The 24,171-nt window shown below is 46.5% G+C and carries 25 protein-coding genes; 19 read left to right on the top strand and 6 right to left on the bottom strand.

Going from position 1 to position 24,171, the window contains the following annotated elements; all coding sequences use genetic code 11:
* Position 1: 1 nt before the first annotated feature.
* From lepB to LSG34_RS15205, 11 genes are all read left to right on the top strand, one after another.
* Entirely contained in the window at positions 2-925 is a 924-nt protein-coding gene (gene lepB / locus LSG34_RS15255) for a signal peptidase I (protein ID WP_233009967.1), read from the top strand.
* Positions 925-1,599, top strand: a complete 675-nt coding sequence (rnc, locus tag LSG34_RS15250; protein WP_233009966.1) for a ribonuclease III — start codon at positions 925-927, stop codon at positions 1,597-1,599. Before lepB ends, rnc begins: the two co-directional genes overlap by 1 nt.
* Positions 1,589-2,485, top strand: coding sequence for a GTPase Era (gene era / locus LSG34_RS15245; protein WP_127687936.1), 897 nt, complete (start codon positions 1,589-1,591; stop codon positions 2,483-2,485). The genes rnc and era overlap by 11 nt, the downstream gene beginning before the upstream one ends.
* 1 nt (position 2,486) lies before the next feature.
* A complete protein-coding gene (recO, locus tag LSG34_RS15240; RefSeq protein ID WP_233009965.1) occupies positions 2,487-3,167 on the top strand; it encodes a DNA repair protein RecO in 681 nt (226 codons plus the stop codon).
* Between the two features lie 2 nt (positions 3,168-3,169).
* The gene (gene pdxJ / locus LSG34_RS15235) at positions 3,170-3,901 is read left to right on the top strand and encodes a pyridoxine 5'-phosphate synthase (protein WP_233009964.1); all 732 of its coding nucleotides are present in this window, start codon (positions 3,170-3,172) and stop codon (positions 3,899-3,901) included.
* Positions 3,901-4,278 (top strand): holo-ACP synthase, encoded by a 378-nt coding sequence (acpS, locus tag LSG34_RS15230; protein WP_233009963.1) that lies wholly within the window; start codon positions 3,901-3,903, stop codon positions 4,276-4,278. The genes pdxJ and acpS overlap by 1 nt, the downstream gene beginning before the upstream one ends.
* A gap of 89 nt (positions 4,279-4,367) precedes the next feature.
* The gene (locus tag LSG34_RS15225) at positions 4,368-5,162 is read left to right on the top strand and encodes an SAM-dependent methyltransferase (protein ID WP_233009962.1); all 795 of its coding nucleotides are present in this window, start codon (positions 4,368-4,370) and stop codon (positions 5,160-5,162) included.
* A complete protein-coding gene (locus tag LSG34_RS15220) occupies positions 5,159-5,677 on the top strand; it encodes a GNAT family N-acetyltransferase (RefSeq protein WP_233009961.1) in 519 nt (172 codons plus the stop codon). The genes LSG34_RS15225 and LSG34_RS15220 overlap by 4 nt, the downstream gene beginning before the upstream one ends.
* A gap of 140 nt (positions 5,678-5,817) precedes the next feature.
* Complete coding sequence (locus LSG34_RS15215) at positions 5,818-6,093, top strand: hypothetical protein (protein WP_233009960.1); 276 nt, start codon at positions 5,818-5,820, stop codon at positions 6,091-6,093.
* Between the two features lie 132 nt (positions 6,094-6,225).
* Complete coding sequence (locus LSG34_RS15210; RefSeq protein ID WP_233009959.1) at positions 6,226-7,845, top strand: GGDEF domain-containing protein; 1,620 nt, start codon at positions 6,226-6,228, stop codon at positions 7,843-7,845.
* Between the two features lie 73 nt (positions 7,846-7,918).
* Positions 7,919-8,587 (top strand): hypothetical protein, encoded by a 669-nt coding sequence (locus LSG34_RS15205; RefSeq protein ID WP_233009958.1) that lies wholly within the window; start codon positions 7,919-7,921, stop codon positions 8,585-8,587.
* Here LSG34_RS15205 and barA read toward each other — a convergent pair.
* On the bottom strand, positions 8,584-11,358 hold the full coding sequence (gene barA / locus LSG34_RS15200) for a two-component sensor histidine kinase BarA (RefSeq protein WP_233009957.1): 2,775 nt from the start codon (positions 11,356-11,358) through the stop codon (positions 8,584-8,586). The two genes, LSG34_RS15205 and barA, sit on opposite strands and share 4 nt — an antisense overlap.
* An 86-nt stretch (positions 11,359-11,444) precedes the next feature.
* Here barA and rlmD point away from each other — a divergent pair, with 86 nt between their 5' ends.
* From rlmD to LSG34_RS15175, 5 genes are all read left to right on the top strand, one after another.
* Positions 11,445-12,785 carry a 23S rRNA (uracil(1939)-C(5))-methyltransferase RlmD gene (rlmD, locus tag LSG34_RS15195; protein WP_233009956.1) on the top strand — a complete coding sequence of 447 codons (1,341 nt, stop codon included), beginning with the start codon at positions 11,445-11,447 and terminating at the stop codon, positions 12,783-12,785.
* A 3-nt stretch (positions 12,786-12,788) separates the two neighbouring features.
* Entirely contained in the window at positions 12,789-14,981 is a 2,193-nt protein-coding gene (relA, locus tag LSG34_RS15190; protein WP_233009955.1) for a GTP diphosphokinase, read from the top strand.
* A gap of 58 nt (positions 14,982-15,039) precedes the next feature.
* Entirely contained in the window at positions 15,040-15,828 is a 789-nt protein-coding gene (mazG, locus tag LSG34_RS15185; protein ID WP_332909091.1) for a nucleoside triphosphate pyrophosphohydrolase, read from the top strand.
* 194 nt (positions 15,829-16,022) lie between these two features.
* The gene (locus LSG34_RS15180) at positions 16,023-16,253 is read left to right on the top strand and encodes a hypothetical protein (protein WP_233009954.1); all 231 of its coding nucleotides are present in this window, start codon (positions 16,023-16,025) and stop codon (positions 16,251-16,253) included.
* Between the two features lie 53 nt (positions 16,254-16,306).
* The gene (locus LSG34_RS15175; RefSeq protein ID WP_233009953.1) at positions 16,307-17,212 is read left to right on the top strand and encodes a hypothetical protein; all 906 of its coding nucleotides are present in this window, start codon (positions 16,307-16,309) and stop codon (positions 17,210-17,212) included.
* Positions 17,213-17,572: 360 nt separating this feature from the next.
* Here the strand turns inward: LSG34_RS15175 and LSG34_RS15170 are convergent, their stop codons facing one another.
* A complete protein-coding gene (locus tag LSG34_RS15170; RefSeq protein WP_233009952.1) occupies positions 17,573-18,160 on the bottom strand; it encodes a helix-turn-helix transcriptional regulator in 588 nt (195 codons plus the stop codon).
* Between the two features lie 288 nt (positions 18,161-18,448).
* On the opposite strand from LSG34_RS15170, the gene folE reads away from it, so the two are divergent.
* Both folE and gloA2 read left to right on the top strand, forming a co-directional pair.
* Positions 18,449-19,093 (top strand): GTP cyclohydrolase I FolE, encoded by a 645-nt coding sequence (folE, locus tag LSG34_RS15165; protein WP_233009951.1) that lies wholly within the window; start codon positions 18,449-18,451, stop codon positions 19,091-19,093.
* Positions 19,094-19,187: 94 nt separating this feature from the next.
* The gene (gene gloA2, locus LSG34_RS15160) at positions 19,188-19,592 is read left to right on the top strand and encodes an SMU1112c/YaeR family gloxylase I-like metalloprotein (protein WP_233009950.1); all 405 of its coding nucleotides are present in this window, start codon (positions 19,188-19,190) and stop codon (positions 19,590-19,592) included.
* On the opposite strand, the gene LSG34_RS15155 is transcribed toward gloA2, so the two are convergent.
* Positions 19,528-20,667: an alkaline phosphatase family protein gene (locus LSG34_RS15155; protein WP_233009949.1), complete on the bottom strand. Its 1,140-nt coding sequence runs from the start codon at positions 20,665-20,667 to the stop codon at positions 19,528-19,530. The two genes, gloA2 and LSG34_RS15155, sit on opposite strands and share 65 nt — an antisense overlap.
* A 212-nt stretch (positions 20,668-20,879) precedes the next feature.
* On the opposite strand from LSG34_RS15155, the gene LSG34_RS15150 reads away from it, so the two are divergent.
* On the top strand, positions 20,880-22,271 hold the full coding sequence (locus LSG34_RS15150) for an alanine/glycine:cation symporter family protein (protein WP_233009948.1): 1,392 nt from the start codon (positions 20,880-20,882) through the stop codon (positions 22,269-22,271).
* A gap of 52 nt (positions 22,272-22,323) precedes the next feature.
* On the opposite strand, the gene LSG34_RS15145 is transcribed toward LSG34_RS15150, so the two are convergent.
* The 3 genes from LSG34_RS15145 to LSG34_RS15140 all read right to left on the bottom strand — a co-directional run bounded on the left by LSG34_RS15145 (position 22,324) and on the right by LSG34_RS15140 (position 23,963).
* Complete coding sequence (locus LSG34_RS15145) at positions 22,324-22,746, bottom strand: DUF3010 family protein (protein WP_264344586.1); 423 nt, start codon at positions 22,744-22,746, stop codon at positions 22,324-22,326.
* Between the two features lie 479 nt (positions 22,747-23,225).
* Positions 23,226-23,357 (bottom strand): hypothetical protein, encoded by a 132-nt coding sequence (locus LSG34_RS20765; RefSeq protein ID WP_269822918.1) that lies wholly within the window; start codon positions 23,355-23,357, stop codon positions 23,226-23,228.
* Positions 23,358-23,432: 75 nt separating this feature from the next.
* Positions 23,433-23,963, bottom strand: coding sequence for a tetratricopeptide repeat protein (locus LSG34_RS15140; protein ID WP_233009946.1), 531 nt, complete (start codon positions 23,961-23,963; stop codon positions 23,433-23,435).
* Positions 23,964-24,171 lie beyond the last annotated feature (208 nt).

Here is a 24,171-nt window from a genome sequence, read left to right as displayed (position 1 = left end):
TATGGCAGGTTATTTTGCAATTTTCCTCGTAGTATTGACCTTGGCCAGTGGTTTAATCTGGCTGATCGACATACTGGTTTTTGCACCAAAACGTAAAGTTAAAGTTGCGACTGCTCAGGCTGCCGCAGCCGGTGGCCTGCCGTTACATGCTGTTGAGCAACTGGAAAAACCCTCTTATCTGGCAGAAACGGCCAAAGAGATTTTCCCGTTGATTCTGGCGATCACCATTATCCGTTCGTTTTTATACGAGCCGTTCCAGATCCCATCAGGCTCTATGATGCCAACCTTATTGGTTGGTGATTTTATTCTGGTGGAGAAGTTTTCGTACGACGTCAAAGATCCGGTGTGGCGTAAACCCCTGATCACGACTGGCCGGCCAGAACGTGGTGACGTGATTGTATTTAAATATCCGGAGCAGCCAACAATAGACTTTATCAAGCGTACTGTGGGTTTGCCAGGTGACCGTATTATCTACAAAAACAAGCAGTTGTTTATTCAGCCTGCTTGTACTGCCGCAGATAAAAGCACTTGTCCTGGTTTAGAGGCTGTGCCTTTGACCTTGCAGGCAGAAGGCGAGTTTATGGATGGCGAATTGCCAACCAAACGCTATTCAGAGCAATTTGGCGAGCATAAACACGACATACTGCAGCATCCGTTTAAATCTGAGCAATTGATGCAGTATTACAAGCAACCAGGTACCGCCATTGAAGAATTTATTGTGCCTGAAGGCCATTATTTTGCTTTAGGCGATAACCGCGACAATAGCCGTGACAGCCGTTTCTGGGGTTTTGTGCCTGAGGAAAATCTGGTCGGTAAAGCGGTATTTATCTGGATGAGTTTTGAATTTAGTGACGATCCGGACAACTGGTTGCCTGCATGGGTGCCGGTCGGAGTTCGTTTTGAACGTTTAGGCAAAATTAATTAATGCAAAAACCTGTCAGCGGCCTGATGAAAAAGCTGGGTTACCAGTTTCAGCAGGTCGCGCTACTCGAACAAGCCCTGACTCACCGCAGTTGCAAAGGTGAACATAATGAGCGGCTGGAGTTTTTAGGCGACGCCCTGTTAAGTGTGGTGATTGCTGAAGCTCTGTATCTACATTTTCCTAAAGCCCGCGAAGGCGATTTAACCCGCATGCGTTCTTCTTTGGTGAAGGGCGTCACCTTGGCTGAAATAGCCAAAGAGCTGGAGCTGGCTGAATTTTTGCGGCTTGGCCCTGGTGAAATGAAAAGTGGTGGCCTGCGCCGTGAATCTATTCAGGCCGATGCTGTTGAAGCCATTTTAGGTGCTATCTTCTTAGATGCTGGTATTGAAGCCTGCAAAGAGCGGATCTTAAGCTGGTATGGCAGCCGTCTAACCGGTATCCAGCCTGGTGTACAAAAAGACAGTAAAACCCAGCTGCAGGAATACCTGCAGGGCCGTCGTTTACCTTTGCCTTTGTATGAAGTGATCGATACTCAAGGCGACGACCACGATCAGGTGTTTACTGTGCGTTGTACTGTGCAGGGCAGAGCCCCTGTAATCGCGTCTGGTAATTCCAGACGTAAAGCTGAACAGGATTCAGCACGGATTTTGTTGGAACAAGTTAAAAATGACCTCTGAAACTTTTGCCGGACTGGTTGCTATAGTTGGCCGTCCGAACGTGGGTAAATCCACTTTATTAAACCAGCTGGTTGGTCAGAAGGTCAGTATTACTTCGCGTAAACCCCAGACCACCCGCCACCGTATTGTCGGCATAGACACGCAAGATAATTACCAGACTGTGTATGTCGATACACCAGGTTTGCATATCGAAGAAAAGCGCGCCATTAACCGCCTGATGAACAAAGCTGCAGCCAGTACGATACTGGATGTGGAACTGATTATTTTTGTGGTTGAAGGTACCCGCTGGACGGACGATGATCAAATGGTATTAAACCGTTTGATCGCGGCAAAAAAACCAGTGCTGCTGGTGGTGAATAAAGTCGACTTATACAAAGACAAAGAAGAGTTGTTACCGCATTTACAGTGGCTGAGCAGCCAGCTGGATTTCCAGCAGATCATCCCTTTGTCTGCGGAAAAAGGCACCAACGTGCAGTCTTTACGTGAACTGGTGCAGAAGCAATTACCCCCTTGTGAATTCTTCTTCCCTGAAGAATATGTCACTGACCGCAGCAGCCGCTTTATGGCGTCGGAAATAGTCCGGGAAAAGCTGATGCGTTTCCTTGGTGACGAATTGCCTTATGCAGTGACGGTTGAAATTGAACGCTTTAAGTGGGAAGAAAAGCACTACCATATCGCCGCTTTAGTATTGGTCGAACGCGACACACAAAAGCAGATGGTGATAGGTAAAAAAGGCGAACGTATTAAAACCATCGCCACTGAAGCCCGTAAAGATATGGAAACCTTATTTGAACAGCCGGTGTTTTTGCAGGTATGGGTCAAAGTGAAATCAGGTTGGGCTGACGACGAGCGTGCTTTGCGCAGCTTAGGTTACGGCGAAGACTAAAATGGATAATCGCAGCTGGCCAGCTTTTATTCTGCACAGCCGCGCTTTTAAGGAACAGCAGTTGCTATTACAACTGCTGGTGCCTGAACTGGGCCGGGTCAGCGCTGTGATCCGCAAATCCAGTAGTAAAAAACAACAACGTTTGTCGCTACAGCCATTCCAGTTATTACAACTGGAGCTGTTGGGCCGATCTGAATTAAAGACTGTCAGTAAAGCGGAAGAAGCAGGCCCTGCCTTTTTGTTACAAGGCGAAAAGCTGTTTGGTGCCATGTATTTAAACGAGCTGATTTGCCGGTTATGGCCGGAAAACGTTGGCTCTGATGCGTTATTTGAGTTGTATCAGCAAAGTTTGCAGCAACTGCTCACTGAAGATCTTGAGCCTTGTTTACGTCAGTTTGAATTTTCCCTGCTGACCGAGTTAGGCCAGCCTGTAGACTGGGACTACGATTCAGAAGGTGAAGCTTTGCAGGACGGCGCTTTGTATCAGTGGTGGCCGGAGCAAGGCTGGCAAATTGCAGGCAAAGGCTGGAAAGGCGAAGTACTCAAAGCCATAGGCCAGCAGCAATGGCAGCAAGACGATGTATTAAAAACAGCCAAGCAATTAAGCCGCTTATTATTAGCGCCCTTGCTTGGCAGCAAACCTTTAAGTAGCAGAGCATTATTTCAACCTGTCAGGAACTAGCTATGAGCGCCATTTATTTAGGTATCAATATCGATCACGTCGCCACTTTACGTCAGGCCCGTGGCACTTATTACCCTGAACCTGTGCATGCCGCCTTATTGGCTGAGCAATTTGGCGCTGATGGCATTACTGTGCATTTACGTGAAGACCGCCGCCATATCCAGGACCGCGATTTATTTGTATTGCGTCAAACCATAGCCACCCGCTTAAATTTTGAAATGGCTGTGACTGAAGAAATGTTAGGTATTGCCGCACAGCTGAAGCCGGAGTTCTGCTGTTTAGTGCCGGAGAAACGCCAGGAACTAACCACAGAAGGTGGCTTAGAAGTAGCAGGCCAGTTTGACAAAATTCAGGATGCTGTGGCTCGCTTGCAAAAAGACAATATTTTAGTCTCATTGTTTATCGACGCTGATGAAAAACAAATAGCTGCCGCCGCTAAAGCCGGTGCACCTTATATTGAAATTCATACAGGTCAGTACGCTGAAGCTACGGATCCAAAAAAGCAAAAGGCAGAACTTGAGCGGATCACTGAAGCTGCTGCTTATGCCGCTTCTTTAGGTTTAACGGTCAACGCCGGTCATGGTCTGCATTACCATAATGTGCAGCCGATAGCAGCCATTCCTCAAATGTACGAGCTGAATATTGGCCACGCTATTGTGGCGCGCGCCATTTTCTCTGGTTTAGGCCCTGCAGTAGCCGAAATGAAACGCCTGATGGTTGAGGCGCGCCGTTAATGGCCATTGTTGGTTTAGGCACCGACATTATTGAAATAGCGCGTATAGAGCAAAGCCTGACGCGCTCACCCCGTTTAGTACAGCGGGTGCTGACAGCATCGGAGCAGCAAATTTTAGCTGCTCATGGTCAGCCAGCCCGTTATTTCGCCAAACGTTTTGCCGCCAAAGAAGCGGCAGCCAAAGCCCTTGGCACAGGCATAGGCCGTGGAATATCCTTTCAACATTTTATTGTCAGTAATGACCCTTCAGGTCGTCCTCAACTTGAGCTCACAGGTCCGGCTAAAGCATTAGCTGATTCAATGCAAGTGCGTTCAGTCTGGCTCTCCATCAGCGACGAGCAGGCGTACGCCTGTGCTACTGTCATCCTTGAGTCCTAAGCTTTACGGGCGGGGATAAACCCGCGGCCCTACCCATCTCACAGCGTCTTGAGGTATAAAGAGCTTCTATTTGGTCGTTGGTGAAGTTCATGCAAAAAGGCAGTTTAGTTTGTGTAGGCACAGGTATGACTTTGGGTTCTCATATCAGTCCTTTATCCCGCAGTTATATAGAACAAGCCGATGTAGTTTTTGTATTGGTGGCTGACGGTACTACTGAGCTGTGGATCCAGGGCATGAATGCCGATGTGCGCAGCCTGCAGCCTTATTACTCTGAAGGCCAGTCTCGTATGATCACCTATAAACAGATGGTGGCGGCTATGCTGGCTGAAGTGCATGCAGGCAAAAAAGTCTGTGGGGCTTTTTATGGCCATCCGGGAGTTTTTGCCTGGGTGCCGCACCAGGCCATTAAAGAAGCTGTAGCTGAAGGTTATCAGGCCCATATGGAACCAGGTATTTCTGCCGAAGACTGTTTATATGCCGATTTGGGTTTAGACCCCGGTACTTATGGTTGCCAGCATTATGAAGCCAGTAACCTGATGTTTTACCAGCGCACTATAGACACTGCAGCTTATTTAATTTTATGGCAGATAGGAGTAGCAGGCGATAAATCATTGGCTAAACTCACCACAGGCAGTGCGTATCGTGAAGTCTTAGTCGAGCTGCTAAGCCAATGGTATCCGCTGGATCATCAGGTGATTTTATACGAAGCCGTCACTTTACCTATTCAGCAACCCCGTATTGAACGTTTGGCTTTGTCTGATTTACCTAAAACACAAATGGATTTAAAAACCACTTTAGTGATACCTCCGGCCACTGTAGCTAAAGCCAATCAGGCCATTCTGGATAAGTTAAAAGCTGTGGTGGCGCAAGAAGGTCAGCTATGACAGAAGACTGGGCTAAAGCTGCTGTTGCAGATCACTTTGTGTTCCAGACGGCTCGTTTAGTGATCCGGCCTTTACTGCCAGAGGACCAGCAACTGTATCTGGCTTTATATAGCTCCCCACAAGTTATGGCTTTTATTGGCCCCCCTCTTGGTGTAGAGAAGGCCAAACATAGTTTTCAGATTGCTTTGCGGCTGAATGCCAAAGTGCCTTTTAAACGATTGTTTCTGGCGGTATGCCAAAACGGCCAGCCCATAGGTTTATGTGCAGTTAACCAATGGAGTGCGCATGCAGCCACTGCCGAAGTCGGATTGATGTTATTGCCCGGCTGGCAGCGTCAGGGGTATGCCTCAGAAGCCTTGCTGGCATTACAACAAGGGTTGCAGCAACTATTCAACGCTGTGCAGATATGGGCCGATATGAACCCCAATAATAAGGCCGTTATCCGGCTTTTTACTACTGCAGGTTATAGCGCAGACCCCACTCAACCCGGCAGATATTGGCTCAAACCAATTTAAGTGAGTTTTGGTTATTGTTGTATTTTTCCAGAATGATCTTCTGCACTTGTGCTTTTAATTTTATCGTTTTACAGTGGTTTCAGTTGTTGAGCCTGTCTGCGCCAACCCGCGGATGTTTTGCTTAGATTTATGGAGTTTTTATGTCAGTTATTATTCAGTTACTGGAAAAGATGGGCCAAAATTCAGCATTGCGTTATGCCGACGCTGAGCAATTAGCACAGCTAATGGCAGACACTGATCCTCTGTTAGTTGCAGCTGTTCGTACAGGTGATCAGCAGGCTATTGAAGCGCTGTTAGGTGCCAGAACCAATGTGATTTGTGGTATTCACCCTGCAGATCAACCTGATCAGGATGAACCTGCTGAACCAGAGCAAGATCCAGAACAAGAGAAAATCAGCATTTTGAAAGTTGGTTAAACGTTGTCTGTAAAGGTAGCTATGGTGTTAACAAAATTTGGGCGGGTCATTTTGACACCGCTCATTTTTATGCTGTTTCACGTAAATGTTTTTGCTGCAGTTTGGGTCGATGACCTTTTGCTTTTGGATAAAATGAAGAGCAGCGACTATGAACGCTTTTCAACAAAACTAGACGAGCTAATAGTCGAAGAGAATAAACTATCAGACTTTGAGCAAGAGTATTTGGCCCTTTTGAAGGCATACAGGGCTGCATACGAAGGCGATACCCATTTAACACTTACTATTTTAACACCGCTAATTCAAACCTCAGATGTTGTGATCTCATTCAGAGCAAAAGCTCTGGCAATCAACAGTTTAGTGCTAGTGCGTCGATATCTTGACGCCTTTGTATATCTGGAACAACTGATCACCCAATTAAACGATGTATCTCAGCCTGACGCGCGTGAGCAGGGAATGCGAGTCATTGCGTTGATGTACAATATGATTGGTAAATATGATTTTTCACTGAGTTACATTGAACAACTCATAGGTGAAAATCCCAGTTCAAATGCTGTATGTGCCGCGCATCAATTGAGAGCCGAGGCGCTTTATTTGTCTGGCCAGACAGATGAATTTAAGTTGAAATCTGTTGAAGGACTGAAGTACTGCACCGATCATAATGAACCATTGTGGGCAAATCTAATAGTTGCCTTTATTGCCGCAGACAGGATCAGACAAGGGGACCATCAGGGAGCAGTAAGTTTGATGCAGTCTCACTATAGCCAGGCTGAATCTACCCGTTACAACGCGTTGATACTTAAATTTGACAGTATCCTTGCACAGGCTTACATCGGCCTTGGTCAGACTCATTTAGCACAAGAGCATGCCATGAAAGTTATTATGGCGTTAAAACAAGACAGATTTAGTCGAGTAGCAGTGGAAACGTTTGCGGTGTTACATCAAGTAGCCAAGGCCGAAAAAAACTACCAGCAAGCGTTGGATTATCACGAACAATATATGGCAGCTTTTACCGCTTATATGGACGATAAGTCAGCACAGCAGATGGCGTACCATACAGCGCATTCGGAAATTTTGGCGCAAAACCAAAAAATTGCATTGCTGGATAAAGACAATCAACTCTTACAGTTCGAGCAGACAGCGCTTAAGCATCAGGCCGCTTTTAACAAGTTGCTGATTATCGCTTTGGCTGTGTTGGTGTTAGGTTTTGCTGTGATGGCTTATCGCAGTTTTGTTGCACGTCAACGTTTTAAAGCTCTGGCCGAATACGATGATTTAACCGCTATTAGTAACAGATATCACTTTTCGGCTTCAGCCAAAGGCGCTTTGGCATTGTGTGAAAAAGGCCAGTTACCTGCCGCACTTATAGTGTTTGATTTGGACCATTTTAAACAAATTAATGACCAGTATGGCCATGCGGCCGGGGATTGGGCTTTACGACAGACTGTCGATACTTGTCGTAACTTTATGCGCAATAACGATGTGTTTGGCCGCATTGGTGGTGAAGAGTTTGCCATCTTGTTGCCTGGCTGCCAGAGCGACAAGGCGCACTTATTGGCTGATATTTGTCGCGACGCCATTAGCAACATCGATACTGCAGCTTCGGGTTATGAATTTAAATTAAGCGCCAGTTTTGGTGTCACTTCAGCAGAGATTTCCGGTTACCATTTAACCAAACTAATTGAAGATGCAGATACTGCTATGTACCAGGCCAAACAACAGGGGCGGAATAAAGTCCAATTCTTTCAGGGCTAATCTGAGTTTGCACTATTGAATTGTTGAGTTACTCCGATGTCAGAAACGTCAGTCTGACGTCGGAGTTTTTGCTTTGAAGATATGGATATTTTCTGTTGTAGTTCATCTGTTATTGCTGTGGGCTCTGTCCTTGATCATTATTCCTCCTGTAGAGAAACCCTCAGCATCAGCTGTGATTCAAAGTTATAGCTACACGCCAATACGTGTGAAGTCAGAGTCTGCTGTTATTGCTAAGCAGCCAGTGATTGAAAGCAAAGCAACCGGGTCTGAACTTCCGGCTATAAAACTAGCCTCTAAAAAAGCCAGAGCTTCTGAAGCTACAGCAGCTATTAATGACGCTACCGAAATCACCTCTGAGGCGAAGAACAATTTAGCAGCAGGGATGGCTGAAACAAAACCATCCCAGGCTTCGGGTTCTCTATCCCTGGCGCAACGTGCTCTTGCAGCTGCGTCCTCAGCTGTCGCTGAACCTATAACGGATAGGACGCAACAGCGAGAGATTCTCCTGAATTCAGGGACAACAGCAGATAGTGGGCATGTTCCTGCAATGCTTAAACAAGTAAAAACCTATGCAGATGGGTCTGAACTGGTCAAAGGCGTTCATGGCTGCTGGAAGGTTCCGCCAAAAGAATCACGCAAGGGCGCTACCTGGCTGATGACCAGCACACCCTGTGAAACCGATACCACAGTGGAACAAATCAACGACATTTTGCAGAAGCGTCGCACTTACACTAATGATTAGCCTGGTACTTTGGTTTGTGCCGGCTCAATCACCAATGGCGGCCAGTTTTTGGCGTCCTGCAATAAGGATTGGATCCTGTCCTGCAGTTCAAATAACTCAGGCTCCAGTTGTTCAGCTTGTTTACCTTTTTTCAGTTCAGTTTCAATCAATTCTGTCAGTTGTTTCAGTACGGGCAAGCCTGTATAGCAGCTGGCTCCATGCAGTTTGTGGATATGTTGCAGCAGTTGTTCGGCGTCCTGTTGTTGCATCGCCAACTGAATAAGCGCCAGGTTGTCAGGCAAAGACTGCACCAGCATCCATAACATTTCTTTGGCTAAATCCAGTTTACCGCCCGCTCTTTGTAAAGCCAGAGTCCAGTCCAGCTGTTTGCTTTGTGGCAACTGATTTTCACTGACAGAGGCTGCCAGTGCTTGCTGAAAATCAGGGCAACATTCGCGCAAGGTGTAATGCAGCAGTTTTTCATCCAGAGGTTTGGTTAAAAACTCACAAAAACCCAAAGCTAAAAGCCGCTCTCTTTCACCCTCTAAAGCATGAGCCGTCACCGCAATAATAGGAGTGGCTTCATTCAGCGAACTTTGTTGAATACGCTGACAGGCCTGAATGCCGTCCATTACCGGCATATTAATATCCATAAAAATCAGATCGTAATGCTGCTGGTTGGCTTTTTGCCATGCTTCGGCGCCATTGCGGGCTGAATCGACCTGCTCCACCATTTCAGACAGCAGGGTATTAATCAGTTTTAAATTCGCTTCGTTATCGTCCACCGACAACACCCGCAGACGGGCTTTGGGTTTGTCCTGCAACTGGTTTTGCTCAGGGAAGTCCAAATAAGGCTGCGCCAAAGTCATGGCCAGTTTGCGGTAATGCGCTGGTTTAGATAACACAGCTTTAGCACCTGAGGCTTGCAGTACTTCGCGTAAATTCGGTGACAAGGTATTGACCAGTAAATACAGCTGCTCGCTATGCAATTGTAATTGCTGCAGTAACTCAATCACCTGATTGACCTGATTCAGCGAAATAGATCGGCCAATCAACGCCATATCAATTTGTGGCTGCAAAGCTAAAGTCTGAGTCAGTTGGCTCATATTACTGCAGCTGATAATATTCATCCCCCAATGATCCAACTGAGCCAACATGGCTTCACGGGAATACTGCTGAGGTTCAAAATACAAAATGGTTTTTTGCTTCAGCTCCGGCAGTGGCAGCGGTTCTGCTATGGATAAATGATGGCGTTTACACATCAGCGTAAACCAGAAGGTGGAACCTTCACCGGCTTTACTGTCAAAGCCAATCTTACCGCCCATAGCAGTCACTAAGCGCTGAGAAATCACTAAACCTAAGCCTGTGCCGCCGTAACGCCGGCCAATACTGTTATCAGCCTGGGCAAAACCACCAAACAAACTTTTTTGCTGCTCTTCAGTAATACCTATACCTGTATCCTGCACCGAGACACGTAACTGCCATTGTTCGTCCGGCATAGGGCGGCAACTAACACGGATCACTACACTGCCTTGTTCGGTAAATTTAATCGCATTACCGGCAATGTTGGTCAGAATTTGATTAATCCGCATCGGATCTGCCAATAAATCATCAGGGCAGCTGTTTTCAATCAACAATACCAATTCCAGCTGTTTATCAAAGGCATTGGAAGCTAATAATTCCACTGAATCATTAAGCAAATCGCGCAACGAAAAAGGCTCTGGGTTAATCGGCATCCGGCCTTCTTCCAGTTTGGCGTAGTCCAACACGTCATTGACCAGGCTTAATAAGCTATTAGCTGATTTTTGAATAGTGGCTAAATAATCCTGCTGGTTATGGGTCAGGTTGGTTTTCAGTAATTGCCTTGCAAAACCGATAACGGCGTTCAGTGGTGTACGTAATTCATGGCTCATTTTGGCCAGGAAGTCAGATTTGCTGCGGTTATCCTCCATCGCCTTTTTACGGGACAGGTCCAGCTCAATATTTTGCATCTCCAGCTGTTCCATACTTTGTTGTAAGTCGCTGGTGGCCTGTTCAATGCTTTGCTGCATTTCTTCGTCATGGGTTTTGAGTGCAGTCGCCAACGCATTAATACCAGTGCGTAGTTGTTCCAGTTCACCGAGAAAAGGTTGCTGCAACTGACTTTGATACTGGCCTTCACGTAACTGGCCAATCACATCCCCCATTTGCTGCAAAGGACTGCTGACCTTCTTAATCAGCCGCAAACTGAAATACACACAAGCAGCAAGCCCCAATAAAATAATCAGCAGGCTGCTAAGCAACGAGGTTTGTTGCGCCAGCATCACTTTGTCTTTGGCCACCTGCACTGAAATATAACCTAAAGGCTGGTCGGCCGGATCTGTGCTGAAATCGGCTTGCTCCGGCAAAATAGGAGTGCGGATCACCAGCCAGTTTCCAAGGTCTGTGATAGTACTTTGCTGCGGAATAGCGCTGTCAGGTGAGTACTTCAGCATAGCGAAGTCTTTGTGATAGTTGGTGGTAACAAACAGCTCGTGATCGGCATTAAAAATGGCGATACTTTTGACCAGAGCCGAGTTTTTTCTGTGACTGACATCCAGCAAACGTTTGACGTCTTGTCTGCTGTTATGTAATAAGGCATGTTCGCTGGCTATAGCTAAAGGGACGGCAATGTTTTCGGCCTGTTCTTCCAGATACTGGGCCAAATCATGATAGCGGGCATAGCTAAAATAACCCCCAAGGCATAAACTGACCAACAAGGTCGGCACCAGGGTGGTCAATAAGACCCAATCTCTTAAACCAATTTTCGTCATCTGTAGCGCTGCTTGATAGAATAGTCCGGAGCGAATTGATAATGACACAAGGCTTACAAAAAGCCCACCACAGGTACTAAATCCAGATGGTCAAAATTTATCAGGCTGCCAAAGGCAGCAGAGATAAACCTCAACAGTTAAAGCAAATCGAAGTACAGATTGAACGTCTGGATCACGAAGCTCAGGGCATAGGTTTTGAGCAAAAGCGTATTGTCTTTGTCAGTGGAGCTTTGCCCGGTGAGCGGGTGAAAGTGCAGTTAACAGAGCAAAAAGACAAATCGGCCAAAGGCAAAGTGGTGAAAGTACTGCAGGCATCGCCTTTGCGTCAGGCGCCGCTTTGTAAGCATTTTAGCGATTGTGGTGGTTGTCAGCTGCAGTATCTGTCAGCAGAACACCAGTTAGAGCTTAAGCAACAGGGCGTGGATCAACTAATCCGCCATCAAACCGGCTTAACCAGCTTACCCTGGCAGACACCGCTGAAAAGCGAAGGCCAGGGTTATAGACGTAAAGCCCGTATTGGCATTTGGTTTGATAAAAAAACACAGCAATTTACTGTGGGTTTTCGTAAAGCCAACGACAAAGTTATTACCTCCATTGAACACTGTATGGTGCTTAGTCCGGCTTTAACTTCGGTGTTTAGTATATTGCAACAGCAACTGCCAAAACTGCAACAAGGCTCTGCTATTACTCATGTTGAAGCGCTGGATGCTGATGGTCAGGTGTATTTAATAGTGCGGCATATCCGGCCTTTGCCGGACTCTGATCAACAAGCTTTGATTAAGGCCTGGCCAGAAGCCATATGGATAGGCGAAGCAGAGCCTGAACTTTATCAGCATTGGCAAGTCGGAACAGCTGAACCTTGTTACCAGTTGCCTGCTTTGGGTTTAAAGCTAAAGTTTTCTGCTGCTGATTTTATTCAGGTAAATCAGGGTATTAATCAGCAAATGGTGCAACAGGCACTGAATTGGCTCAATCTGCAGCCTGACGATCAGCTGTTAGAACTCTATTGTGGTATAGGTAACTTTAGTCTGGCTTTAGCGCAACGCGTCAAATGGGTGCATGGCCTTGAAGGTGTCACCACTATGGTGCAGCGTGCTGAAGCCAATGCAGAGCTCAATGGCCTGACGAACCTGAGTTTTAGTCAGGCTGATTTGCATCTGCCATGGCCAAAAGCCGATTGGAATAAGCCAAAGTACCAAAAAGTACTGCTTGATCCAGCCCGTGCTGGTGCTGTTGGAGCTGTAGAGCAAATAGCGCGGTTAAGTCCGGCACAGATATTGTACGTGTCCTGTAATGCGCTCACTTTTGCCCGGGATGCGAAAGTTTTACTGGATTGTGGTTATCAGCTGGATAAAATCAGTGTGATGGACATGTTTCCACAAACCAGCCATCTGGAGTTGATGGCTTTGTTTCACAGGAGAAAGTAACGAATGGTGACGGTAAGGCAATCACATAGCGCCGAATACCACCCAGGCGGCACTCAGAGCTGGTTAAGTGCCTTAGGTTTACCTGACGCAAAAATAACTGCGCTGCTGGATGCTGAGCTCTGGTTACATCAACAGAATTTGACTGATCAGGAGCCCGAAGTACAAACGGGCTGGGAAATGGTCGAAATTCTGGCTGATTTGCGTATGGACAAAGATGCCTTAACTGCAGCCCTGTTATTTCCTTTGGTTGAAGCAAAGCTGCTTGATTTGGAACAGGTGGAAACACAGTTCTGTTCAGCAGTGCTGACCATGTTAAATGCTGTGCGCCAGATGGAAGCTATTCGTTCTATTCCGGTTGGGCCAAATCAAAGCAGTAATCCACAACAAGCCGACAACCTGCGTCGTATGTTATTGGCCATGGTGGAAGATGTGCGCGCCGTGGTACTGAAGCTGGCGGCACAAATTTGTTACCTGCGTTCGGTTAAAAACGCCGATGAAGAAACCCGTGTACTGGCGGCGAAAGAAACCAATGCTATTTTTGGCCCGCTGGCCAATCGCTTGGGTATAGGTCAAATCAAATGGGAGCTGGAAGACTTAGCCTTTCGTTACCTGCACCCACAAACCTACAAACAAATTGCCAGTTTGCTGGAAGAAAAACGCTTAGACCGTGAACAATATATGCAGGATTTTGTCGCTTCAGTGCGGCAAAAAATGCAGGACGCCGCTATTTCAGTTGAAGTGTACGGCCGACCTAAACATATTTTCAGTATCTGGAAAAAGATGCAGAAAAAGCAGCTGGCTTTTGATCAGCTGTACGATATTCGTGCCGTGCGTATTGTTACCACCAAGGTACAGGATTGTTACGCCGCTTTGGGTATAGTGCATACCTCCTGGCGCCACCTGCCGAAAGAATTCGACGACTACATCGCCACGCCGAAACAAAATGGCTATCAGTCTATTCATACAGTTGTGCTTGGCCCTGCGGGTCGTCCTGTTGAAATTCAAATTCGGACTCATCAGATGCATGACGATGCCGAACTGGGTGTTGCTGCGCACTGGCGTTATAAAGAAGGTACGGGTCATGCGTCCCGCGAAGGCCAATTGGACGAAAAAATTGGTTGGTTACGTAAACTGCTGGCATGGCAGGAAGAGCTGGTTGATGGCTCGGATTTAGCCGAAGAGTTAAAAAATCAGGTCACCGAAGACAGGGTTTATGTCTTTACCCCTAAAGGCGATATTGTTGATTTACCTGTTGGCTCTACACCGTTGGATTTTGCCTATTATGTTCACTCCAATGTGGGTCACCGCTGCATAGGCGCCAAGATTTCCGGCCGTATAGTGCCTTTTACCTATCAGCTGAAAACCGGCGATCAAATTGAAATTTTAACAGGCCGCGAGCCAAACCCAAGCCGCGACTGGTTAAATCCGAACTCAGGCTATTTAAAATCCAGCCGCGCCCGCTCCAAGGTGCAGTACTGGTTCCGCCTGCAGGACAGAGATAAAAACATAGCGGCAGGTAAAGAGCTGCTGGATACCGAATTAAGCCGCCTGAATCTGAGTATCGACAATATTCCTAAAGTGCTGGCGCGTTTTAACGTCAACAGTATGGAAGAGATACTGGCCGGTATTGGCGGCGGCGAAATTAAAGTCACGCAAGTGGTGCATTATATTCAAAGCCAGTCGGGCAAAATTCAGCAGCCTGAAATTGATCCGCGCCTGATCAGCAAACCTATGTCGGCCCAGCCGAAAAGCCATGTGGTGGTGCAGGGCGTTGGTAACTTATTAACCCATATGGCCGGTTGTTGTCAGCCGCTGCCAGGTGATGCGATAGTAGGTTATATCACTCAGGGCCGCGGTATTGCTGTGCATCGTGACGACTGCGATCAGTTTAAAACCTTGCAGGAAGCGCATCGTGAACGGGTAGTGGAAGCAACATGGGGCGATAAATATGCCTCAGGTTATGAAGTCACTATTCGTATTGTGGCGCACGATCGCAATGGCTTATTGCGCGACATCACCAGCATTCTGGCCAATGAAAAAGCCAACGTGCTGCGGATGAGCAGTAACTCGGATATCTCGCAGCAAACGGCCACTATCATTATGACGATGGAGCTGTATAACCTGGATTCACTGAACAAACTGCTGACTAAAGTCAGCCAGATTGACGATGTGATCGAAGCGAAACGGTTTCATTAATTTTAAATTCAATAGCGCCGGAGTTTTAGCTCCGGTTGCTTCTTCTGCGGGACAAACTGTGTCACAACCACTTCAGCAACTATTGGCCATTATGGCCAGACTTCGGGACCCACAAAACGGCTGCCCTTGGGATAAAGGACAAACCTACCAGACCATAGTGCCTTATACGCTGGAAGAAGCTTATGAAGTGGCGGATGCGATAGCCCGCGAAGACTATGCCGAGCTAAAAGACGAGCTGGGCGACTTGTTATTTCAGGTGGTGTTTTACGCTCAGATTGCCAAAGAAGAAGGCCGTTTTGAATTTGACGATTGCGCTGCCGCCATTAACGACAAGCTCATTCGCCGCCACCCTCATGTGTTTGCTGATATGAATTTAGATAGCAGCAAAGCCGTACTGCAAAACTGGGAAGCGATAAAAACCACAGAACGCACAGCTTCTGGCAAAACCTCTGTGCTGGATAATATCCCGCTGGCCATGCCGGCATTAAGCCGTGCCTACAAACTGCAAAAACGTTGTGCGCAGGTAGGCTTCGACTGGCCTGATGTAGAAGGTGCCTGGGATAAAGTGCAGGAAGAAATTCAGGAAGTGGCAGAATTACCAACAGGTGCGGCTGAACTGGAAGAAGAGTTAGGCGATTTAATGTTTGCGCTGGTCAATGTAGTGCGTAAACAAGGTTTTGATCCGGAAAAAGTCATGCGCCAGGCCAATCAAAAGTTTGAGCGACGTTTTCGGCAAGTAGAGCAGGCGCTGGTCGAGCAAGGCTCTAGCCCGGCACAGAGTCATCTGGATGAAATGGAACTGTTGTGGTTAGAGGTAAAAAGAATGGAAAAACAAGGCAAAAGCTAAAAATTCACCGTGAAAAAACGATCAATACTTGACTGCTTTTTAATTTGTCTAATACTCTGGTCTGGAATAATTAAAATACTAAAGCCAGATCAATGACTAAGATATATCCCATTTTTTTCTCCGGTCTCTGCCTGTTTTTTTTAAACGCCTGCGCGGAGACTTATAGCCCAGCTATTAAAGCCCCCGAACTGACAGTGGTCAATTCCACTGGCGAAACCATAGACCGTATTGTCGAACGTTCCTGTGACGCCAATGACGACAGCAACGACAGAGTGCTGGCGCGTGAGCTGAAAACAGGTCGCAGTCTGGTGATCCCGCTGGCCGTAACCTGCAGTAATCTGGAAGCCTTTAATAAAGAGGGTAGAGTTGTTGGCCGTCAGGTTGAAGTCTCTACGCCACCGGATCTGTACTGGCAAATCTACTAATGCTCTATACAGACTGTATCTTCCACGCAAAAAAAAGAAAAAGGAATAGAAGTATGAATAATCTGTTGAAACTTATCTGCCTTGCAGGCCTGGCAGTATTGATGACCGGTTGTAGCTCTTATGACTATTATCAGGTGGAGTCGAACTTTAAAATGAGTGCGGCGAACGATAGGATACCGGCCACTATTACTAAGGGGCAGGGTTTTGAGGCTAACTTCCCACGTCTTGCCACTATCGCTGTTAAGGCTCCGGATTTTTGCGTCAGCGAATCACAGTCGCAGCGCACTGGTACAGCCCGCGCTGAAACCAATGTGATGCAAACCACTTGTGGTGTCGAAATGGCGCAAATTGAAAGCTCGTTAGCCAAAGCAGGTTTTGGTGTGATCAGTTGGAAAGTACTGCAAAACGAAATGACAGTATCGACTTCTCATCTGGATGCAGCAAAAAAACTCAAAGCCGACGCCATGTTTCAGATTAACTCGCTAGAACGTGGTGTCACTCAGGCTGGCCAGGACGCGCGCTGGGACAGACGTTTTTACATCACAAATAGTGGCAGCAAAGTTCCAACAGCGGTCGACAGTTATATGGCCAATTTACTTGATACGTACGCCAAACAAAACGAACAAGCCATGATCGCCGGCATTGAAGTATTAAGTGCCAGCATTAATGCCAGTGTAACTTTGGTCGAAAACGGCCGTGCCATCTGGTTTTACGAGTGGAACAATGTGCAATCGCAGGAAGATGCCGATCAAATAGTTGCCAATACTTATGTGTATTGTATCGACGGCTATTGCCAGCCTTATGTGCCGCAAGACTATGCCGCTTACAACGACCAATTGGTACAAGGCACCAGTGATGCGGTGTCTATAGGTGCCAAAGCAGCAGACCGCCGCCGTTCTGTGCACGATAAGCTGATGAAGCAAGTAGTGGAAGATATGGTGGGGCGTTTTACTTTGTAGTGTAGATGCGTCGCTAGGTGATTTGGACAAGGCCGCTTTTTAGCGGCTTTGTTTTTGGTAGGGTTCGGTTAGGTTAAAAGCTTTCGCCGTTGGCGAGATACTTTCTTTTGCTTCGCCAAAATAAAGTTATCCAAAGTAAGAAAGTGCAGGAAGCACTTTCTAACAGCCGAAGGCTGGCCCGCAGGGTGAATTGCAGGGATGCAATTCATAAAAGGCGACAATGACGCTTACTGCAAAAACTGCCCCTGAATTACGGAGCTGTATTAACTCTCACAACAGAGATAACTTGGACCGTAATAGTTGACAGCACTGCGGACGTTAGTCCGCTACTCCAGAAGTGCATTGAACGCCTTGTGTTCTCTACAAATTTGGAGTTAGTAACAATTCAAAATCACCGAAATGAATTTCTGCTTTTTCTTGATGTTTTGTGACCATCGAAGGGGCACCAATTAATACCTCTTGTCCGGAGGATAGATCATAAATCTTTGTAAAAACTCTAATAGTATCGTTAGTTTCAATTACAGAGGTTAATAAGACTCTCACCTTATTAGAAACTAGTATTTCGCTTTCAAAGTTTTCTTCGTTTAAGACTTGAACATCTGCAATGGTCTCGCCACTAGACTTTAACTGTAAATCTAACATCACAGGTTGAGCTGTTGCAGTTACCACGAAAAAACTAAACAACGTTATAGAAACAACACCAAGCAATGCACTTAATTTCACTTTAATATTTTTTACTGGGGAATCAGGAGTTGTTTGTAAGCTTTGTGCCTCGATTTCAAACACTGATGCGATAGATTTTATTGACTCCAGAGAAGCCGAACCTGTTTTTTCAATACGTTGAATAGTTCTTAAGCTTAACCCGGAAACCTCAGCAAGTTGAGTTTGGCTCCAAGCTCTTTTGTTTCTGTGCGATTTAACTAATTCGATGTTTATTTGCATGTCCATTATTTAATCCCTCTATAAAGTTCAAGCAAACAATAAATGAGAGATCCCTTTTTTAATACGACAACTATATGCCATGAGTACGACGAGACTATGCCATGCAGTCAAAATGGTTACCAGATGGCTTCCAGCTAATTTTATACAGCTGTGCTTCTGTTTACATTCAAGCGCTGTTTCACAGAGTTTAGAAGCAACACATCAGCCCGCTTTAACACCCTTTCACCAAACTAAACCAATTCTCTGTGGTCTGCGTATAACATGGACTATTGATAACAAGCGGCGAGAGCTTTTATGTTAACTGAATCTGCTTTAGTGGTACGCGGCGCTCTTGAGGCTGCTGGGCTGGAAACTCCTATGTTGGACAATGGCTTGTCCAATGATCAGAAAAAACAGCGTTTAACTGAATTGATGACGCAAGTGGTGCAAACCCTTGGGTTGGATCTGAGTGACGATAGTCTGGCTGAAACTCCTGCCCGTATTGCCAAGATGTATGTGGATGAAGTGTTTTCCGGTTTGGATTACAGCACTTTTCCAAAGATTTCGATGATCGACAATAAAATGCGTGCTGAAGAAATGGTCAAGGTGCAGAACATCAGCTTTACCAGCACCTGTGAGCACCATTTCGTCACTATAGATGGCACTGCCACTGTGGCTTATATACCTGGCAAAAAGATTATAGGTTTGTCGAAGCTAAATCGTATCGTGAAGTTTTTTGCGCAGCGGCCTCAGGTGCAGGAGCGTTTAACTCAGCAAATTCAGGTTTCATTGCAGGCTTTGCTGGGTGTAAAAGATGTGGCGGTCAGCATTAATGCTGTGCATTATTGTGTGAAGTCCCGTGGTGTGATGGATACCAGTTCCAGCACTAAGACCATGGCGCTGGGCGGTGCTTTTAAATCGGATCCAGCGACTCGCTCTGAATTTTTATCGAATTTTTAAACCATTCATCCCTGAATTACCTGGGGTATAAACTGGCTGATTTTAGCTGCAACTGGCACACTAGGCGTATTAATAGTTGCCAAGGGTTGTTGCTATGTTAGCCGGTATTCATCATGTGGCGCTGATTTGCAGTGATTATCAGCGCTCAAAACATTTCTATACAGAAATTCTGGGTTTAAAAGTTCTGGCTGAACATTACAGAGCTGAACGCTTGTCTTACAAGCTGGACTTGCAGTTGCCTGATGGTAGTCAACTGGAGTTATTTTCTTTTCCAAATCCACCACCAAGGCCAAGCACACCTGAAGCTCAGGGCTTACGCCATCTGGCTTTTCAGGTGCTGGATGTCGCTCAAGTGGTAACGCATTTGGAAGCCAATGGTATTGCAGTAGAGCCTGTGCGGATCGACCCTTACACAGAGCGGGCTTACACCTTTTTTAAAGACCCTGATGATCTGCCGCTGGAACTTTACGAGATACTGCCAACTGAGCTGAGGCGTTAAAATCAAAGGCTTGTGCAGCTTTAGGTTGTACCGCCTGATAATCAAAACCCAAAGCTGCAGCTAAAGTTGCAGCCATCTGGCCTTGTTGCCAGCTTCCAGTGGTGCGAATTAAACCAGCAGCCGGAATCTCTGGCCCCATAGCCGCCAACCAGATTTGTTCTGAGCCGGCAATTTGCGGTACTGGCCCTTTATAACCAGGCACAGCTGCACTTTTACCATGAGAGCGCCATTGTGCCGCTTCGCCGCGGCCATGGTCAGTGCTTATGAGTAAAGTGGTTTGGTCACGGTAATAAGGGTCGTTTTGTAATTCCTGCCATAAGTCAGCAATAAACTGATCACTGCGGTGAATAGCCGCCAGATATTGGTCGTATTGGCCTAAATGGGCAAAATCGTCCGCTTCCCCCAGCGCTATATACAGCAATTTAGGTTTATGCAGGCGCATATGCTCCAGCGCAAACTCCTGAGTAAATACATCCAGCCGTACTGACGCAAAAGGGCTTGGTGTTTTGGCCTGCAACTGGTTTAAATACTTTTGTTTTTCGCTCAGTTTTCCTTGTTCCTGCATAAAACCGGCATTGACCGTCAGGCCTGAACGCTTGGTATTTAAAATATAAGGAAACAAATCCCAGGAGCCAAAAGCCGCTACTTTATGCTGCATTTGTGGCTGTTGGTTTAACCATTCCAGCACTGTGACATTAGGGTTGGCGACTTTGTTATTGCTGCGAATTGACGGGTCGGAAAATCCAGCCAGTAATTCCTGATAACCTGGGTATGAAATCTGATAAGGGTTGCTGACATTAATAGCTGAACCCTGGCTACGGTCGCCGACCGTAATGCCTTGCTGCTTGACTGTTTTATGCAAAAAGGGCATCAAAAGCTCTGGCTGACCTGGTTTAAAGGCCCGGATCAGTTCCGGTGTTTTCACCCACTGTGATTGCTGATAAAGGGTAGGGTCTGCTCCGGCAAAAACTTCCTGCCAGCGAACTCCGTCTATGCTGACCAATACAACTTTAGGTTCAGCTTTTAAGCTCAGTGGTAGCAGCAATACAAGTAACACAAGCCAGTTCAACTTCATCAGAAAGCCCCAACAGCAGTGGATTGGGGCAGATCCTGCCAGCTGAAGATGACAGCAAAGCTTAAAACTGATGGCAATTCGGTGACATCAATAGTATTCAGGCTAAAAAAGCTTGCGTTGGCTCTGTTCTACGCTGAAGATAGCCTTCTATAAAAATAGCCGTCTGGAAGGATATCAGGTGGTAATAAATCCAGATCCCAAGGTGCGTGTGTATGTCCGATTTTAGTTTTCAGCAGGCCTTTGAGTGGCTCAGTTCCGCCATTGCCTCTGTAGTGTTTTATGCCATTCCGATTAATGGCGCCGCTTTGCCTGTCACAGTGCTGTGGCTGGTGCTGGGTGCTGTGGTTTTTACCTGTTATCTGGGTTTTATCAATATCCGCGGTTTTCGCCATGCGATACGGGTGGTGCGCGGCGATTACGCTGATAAAACCGACAAAGGCGATATCACTCAGTTTCAGGCGTTGTCGGCGGCTTTATCCGGCACTGTGGGCACAGGCAATATTGCCGGTGTGGCTGTAGCCATTGCTTTGGGTGGGCCAGGCGCTACGTTTTGGATGATAGTGGCTGGCTTTTTGGGCATGACCACCAAGTTTGTCGAATGTACGCTGGCGGTGAAATACCGGGTCTACAACGCCGATGGCACCACTTCGGGTGGCCCTATGTATTACATCAAAGCTGCTTTAGATAAATATGGTTTGCCACGACTGGGTAGTTTTTTAGCGGCCTTTTTTGCTATTGCCTGTGTATTTGGCTCTGCTGGTTTTGTCCATGTGAATCAGGGTTTTTCTCAGGTCAAGCTGGTGACAGGTTTTGATAATGCCTGGGTTTTTGGTCTGGTCTATTCGTTTTTAGTGGGCCTGGTGATAGTTGGTGGTATTCAAAGCATCGCCCGTGTCACCAGTAAATTAGTGCCTTTAATGTGTGCTATTTATTTGTCGGCTGCTTTTGTATTTCTGGGGATGAATGTAGAGGCTATTCCTGATGCGGTTTGGACTATATTGCGCAGCGCTTTTGCGCCTGAAGCTGCTTATGGTGGTGTGATAGGTGTGATAATTCAAGGCTTTCGCCGTGCAGCCTATTCTAACGAAGCCGGTATAGGTTCATCGCCTATAGCGCATTCAGCAGCCCGTACTAAAGATCCTGTGTCTGAAGGTTTTGTTGGTTTGCTGGAGCCTTTTATCGACACTGTCGTGATTTGTACGATTTCCGCTTTAGTGATAGTGGTGAGCGGTGTCTATCTGCAGCCTGGTTTAGATGGTGTACAAATGACCTCAGCGGCTTTTGGTTCGGTGTTTGACTGGTTCCCGCTGGTGCTGATGGTGGCGTTATTGCTATTTGGTTATTCAACCGTAGTGAGTTGGTCTTTTTACGGCTTAAAGTCCTGGACTTACTTATTTGGCCACAGCGATTTTACCCAGCGTAGTTTTAAAGTGCTGTTTTGTTCAGTCGTCGCTATAGGGGCCGTGCCTAATATGCTGGCGGTATTTGATTTTATCGACTCAATGATCTTTTTAATGGCAGTGCCAAATATTCTGGCTTTGTATTTGTTATTGCCTGAAGTGAAGCAGGATTTAAAAGCCTACCTTTTAAAGCATAAGGGCTAAACAACAAAAAAGGCAGCAAGAAATTGCTGCCTTTGTCCTTTCAAACCGGGTATTACTTAGCCAAGTATGCATAAGCCGTAATAAAAGCAGTTTCCTGAAAACCTTTTAAACCTGTTTCTTTAAATACGATAGGCACAGGATGACGCGCCAGCTGCTCTTTAATAAAAGAGCTGGTCAGAATTTCGGTTTTGACATCAGGTAATAACTGCAGTGCAGCTTCCATTTTAAAACCAACAGCACCACCGGCAAACTTGCCTTTTTGTGGGCGTTCACGAATGACAAAAGTGTCGATTTTGTAGTCTTCAGCCAGTTTGGCAAAAACAAACTGGAATTTCTTCATCTGCTCGCTGTCCTGATCTTTCAGTAACGGCAAGCGGACAGTGCGGCAATCCGGAATATCAAACAGGCCGCTATCTATAGCCAATAAACATAAAATGGCTTCACTGCCTTTCATTTCAACACCACAAACGCGCATAAGGATTTCTCTGACTAACTCAAGTTGGGGATATTATGACAGCTTAATAAGGAAAAACTATAGCGAACCTGATTGATGTTTATTCTGGGGGAGAACACATGCATCCAAATGTAGGGGCGTGGGCTTGCCCCACCCGTCTGGCGTTCACATTGGTATTTGGACGAAATCACGCAGTCAACTGTAGGGGCGTGGGTTTATCCCCGCCCGTCTGGCTGCAAGTACGAACATATATCCCCTAAGTAATTGCTGTCAGAGCGAGGCGACAAGGGATTGAGACCCGAGGAGCATAGTCCACTATGCGACTTGGGCGAAAGCACGCAGTCAACAAAGCTATGGCTGCAAGTACGACGGGAAAAAGGGGAAAAGAAAAAAGCAGACAAACCTGACAGGGGGGAGGTGGCTTGTCTGCTCACAGTGAGGTCAGATCTTAGTTGCATGCTTTGGCCGGGGAAGCCAGGCATCACTACAACAAGATCTTATTACTGCTGAAAATCTTCGTCATCAACATCCCACTGGCTTACCGAAATTTGCCGGTAAAAAGACCAGTGTTGTAACAACCAGTTCAACCAATGATGGTGCAGGTCGTGATCTTGCGGTATATGGAATGACATATCTGTATCCTCCTAAATCCGGGCGCCAACGCTAGTAAGGCGCCCAGTCTAGTTCCTTTAGATGACAGTACTTATTTAATCTGCCACGTTTAAGGTTGACGCTGTGTACACAGGGCTGACTGCTTTCATTTTTTCATTTAAAAGTGCCAGGTTGTGCTGGTTAATTTCGCTTTGCTCCAGCGTAGTGGCCTGTTGAAAATCAGCTAAAGCTGCAACAGGATCTTGCCCCATCAAACGGGCTACACCACGGTTAGTGTGAGCAAATGAACGCATTTCGCGTTTGTAGCTCGTATCTGAGTTTTCGGCGCGACGGGCGGCATAAATGGCTGAACTGCATGCTTGCTCTGCCTGTTTAAACTCCGCCATGTGGGTGTATGCCACACATAAGCTCATGTGTTTACTGAACGCGTCTGCTTGCTTGTCTGTTGCTGCTGTTGCTTCTGCAACACCATCCTGATACAGACCTGCTTTAATTTTGCTCACGCCAGGGGTGTCTTCGATTAATACCATCTTGAAACCGCTGGTGGCTGCGCTGGCGACAAAAGAACTTGAGGCCAACAGCATCACTGCTACTTTTTTGCCAAAGCTAAGGGATGTCGCTTTCATAATTTACTCTCCAGTACTCAATTCAGTAATTTCATTTCAAAGTGCAGGTTAGTCACTGCACTGTGCTTACTTTAGAAAGTTCCTGAAGAACTGACAAAGGATATAAATCCATCTGATAGTTGAGCGAAATTCATCTATGGTGCGCTAGAAAATGTAACTTTGAGTTGATATGCAGCCTTTAGCGGTATCAGTGCAGCGGAGATTTTGT

The organism is Rheinheimera faecalis (genome assembly GCF_021290965.1).
Taxonomy (GTDB): domain Bacteria; phylum Pseudomonadota; class Gammaproteobacteria; order Enterobacterales; family Alteromonadaceae; genus Pararheinheimera; species Pararheinheimera faecalis.
This window is presented reverse-complemented; position numbering and strand designations above follow the sequence as displayed.

Bases quoted from the DNA above. Each gene is read 5' to 3' on its own strand.
- rlmD (WP_233009956.1), top strand. From the start codon at position 11,445: ATGGTCAAAATTTATCAGGCTGCCAAAGGCAGCAGAGATAAACCTCAA.
- LSG34_RS15140 (WP_233009946.1), bottom strand. From the start codon at position 23,963: ATGAAAGCGACATCCCTTAGCTTTGGCAAAAAAGTAGCAGTGATGCTG.
- rnc (WP_233009966.1), top strand. From the start codon at position 925: ATGCAAAAACCTGTCAGCGGCCTGATGAAAAAGCTGGGTTACCAGTTT.
- LSG34_RS15170 (WP_233009952.1), bottom strand. From the start codon at position 18,160: ATGGACATGCAAATAAACATCGAATTAGTTAAATCGCACAGAAACAAA.
- LSG34_RS15175 (WP_233009953.1), top strand. From the start codon at position 16,307: ATGAATAATCTGTTGAAACTTATCTGCCTTGCAGGCCTGGCAGTATTG.
- LSG34_RS15145 (WP_264344586.1), bottom strand. From the start codon at position 22,746: ATGCGCGTTTGTGGTGTTGAAATGAAAGGCAGTGAAGCCATTTTATGT.
- LSG34_RS15150 (WP_233009948.1), top strand. From the start codon at position 20,880: ATGTCCGATTTTAGTTTTCAGCAGGCCTTTGAGTGGCTCAGTTCCGCC.
- gloA2 (WP_233009950.1), top strand. From the start codon at position 19,188: ATGTTAGCCGGTATTCATCATGTGGCGCTGATTTGCAGTGATTATCAG.
- LSG34_RS15155 (WP_233009949.1), bottom strand. From the start codon at position 20,667: ATGAAGTTGAACTGGCTTGTGTTACTTGTATTGCTGCTACCACTGAGC.
- LSG34_RS15210 (WP_233009959.1), top strand. From the start codon at position 6,226: ATGAAGAGCAGCGACTATGAACGCTTTTCAACAAAACTAGACGAGCTA.
- LSG34_RS15215 (WP_233009960.1), top strand. From the start codon at position 5,818: ATGTCAGTTATTATTCAGTTACTGGAAAAGATGGGCCAAAATTCAGCA.
- acpS (WP_233009963.1), top strand. From the start codon at position 3,901: ATGGCCATTGTTGGTTTAGGCACCGACATTATTGAAATAGCGCGTATA.
- lepB (WP_233009967.1), top strand. From the start codon at position 2: ATGGCAGGTTATTTTGCAATTTTCCTCGTAGTATTGACCTTGGCCAGT.
- era (WP_127687936.1), top strand. From the start codon at position 1,589: ATGACCTCTGAAACTTTTGCCGGACTGGTTGCTATAGTTGGCCGTCCG.
- LSG34_RS20765 (WP_269822918.1), bottom strand. From the start codon at position 23,357: ATGTCATTCCATATACCGCAAGATCACGACCTGCACCATCATTGGTTG.
- LSG34_RS15220 (WP_233009961.1), top strand. From the start codon at position 5,159: ATGACAGAAGACTGGGCTAAAGCTGCTGTTGCAGATCACTTTGTGTTC.
- relA (WP_233009955.1), top strand. From the start codon at position 12,789: ATGGTGACGGTAAGGCAATCACATAGCGCCGAATACCACCCAGGCGGC.
- folE (WP_233009951.1), top strand. From the start codon at position 18,449: ATGTTAACTGAATCTGCTTTAGTGGTACGCGGCGCTCTTGAGGCTGCT.
- LSG34_RS15225 (WP_233009962.1), top strand. From the start codon at position 4,368: ATGCAAAAAGGCAGTTTAGTTTGTGTAGGCACAGGTATGACTTTGGGT.
- pdxJ (WP_233009964.1), top strand. From the start codon at position 3,170: ATGAGCGCCATTTATTTAGGTATCAATATCGATCACGTCGCCACTTTA.
- barA (WP_233009957.1), bottom strand. From the start codon at position 11,358: ATGACGAAAATTGGTTTAAGAGATTGGGTCTTATTGACCACCCTGGTG.
- recO (WP_233009965.1), top strand. From the start codon at position 2,487: ATGGATAATCGCAGCTGGCCAGCTTTTATTCTGCACAGCCGCGCTTTT.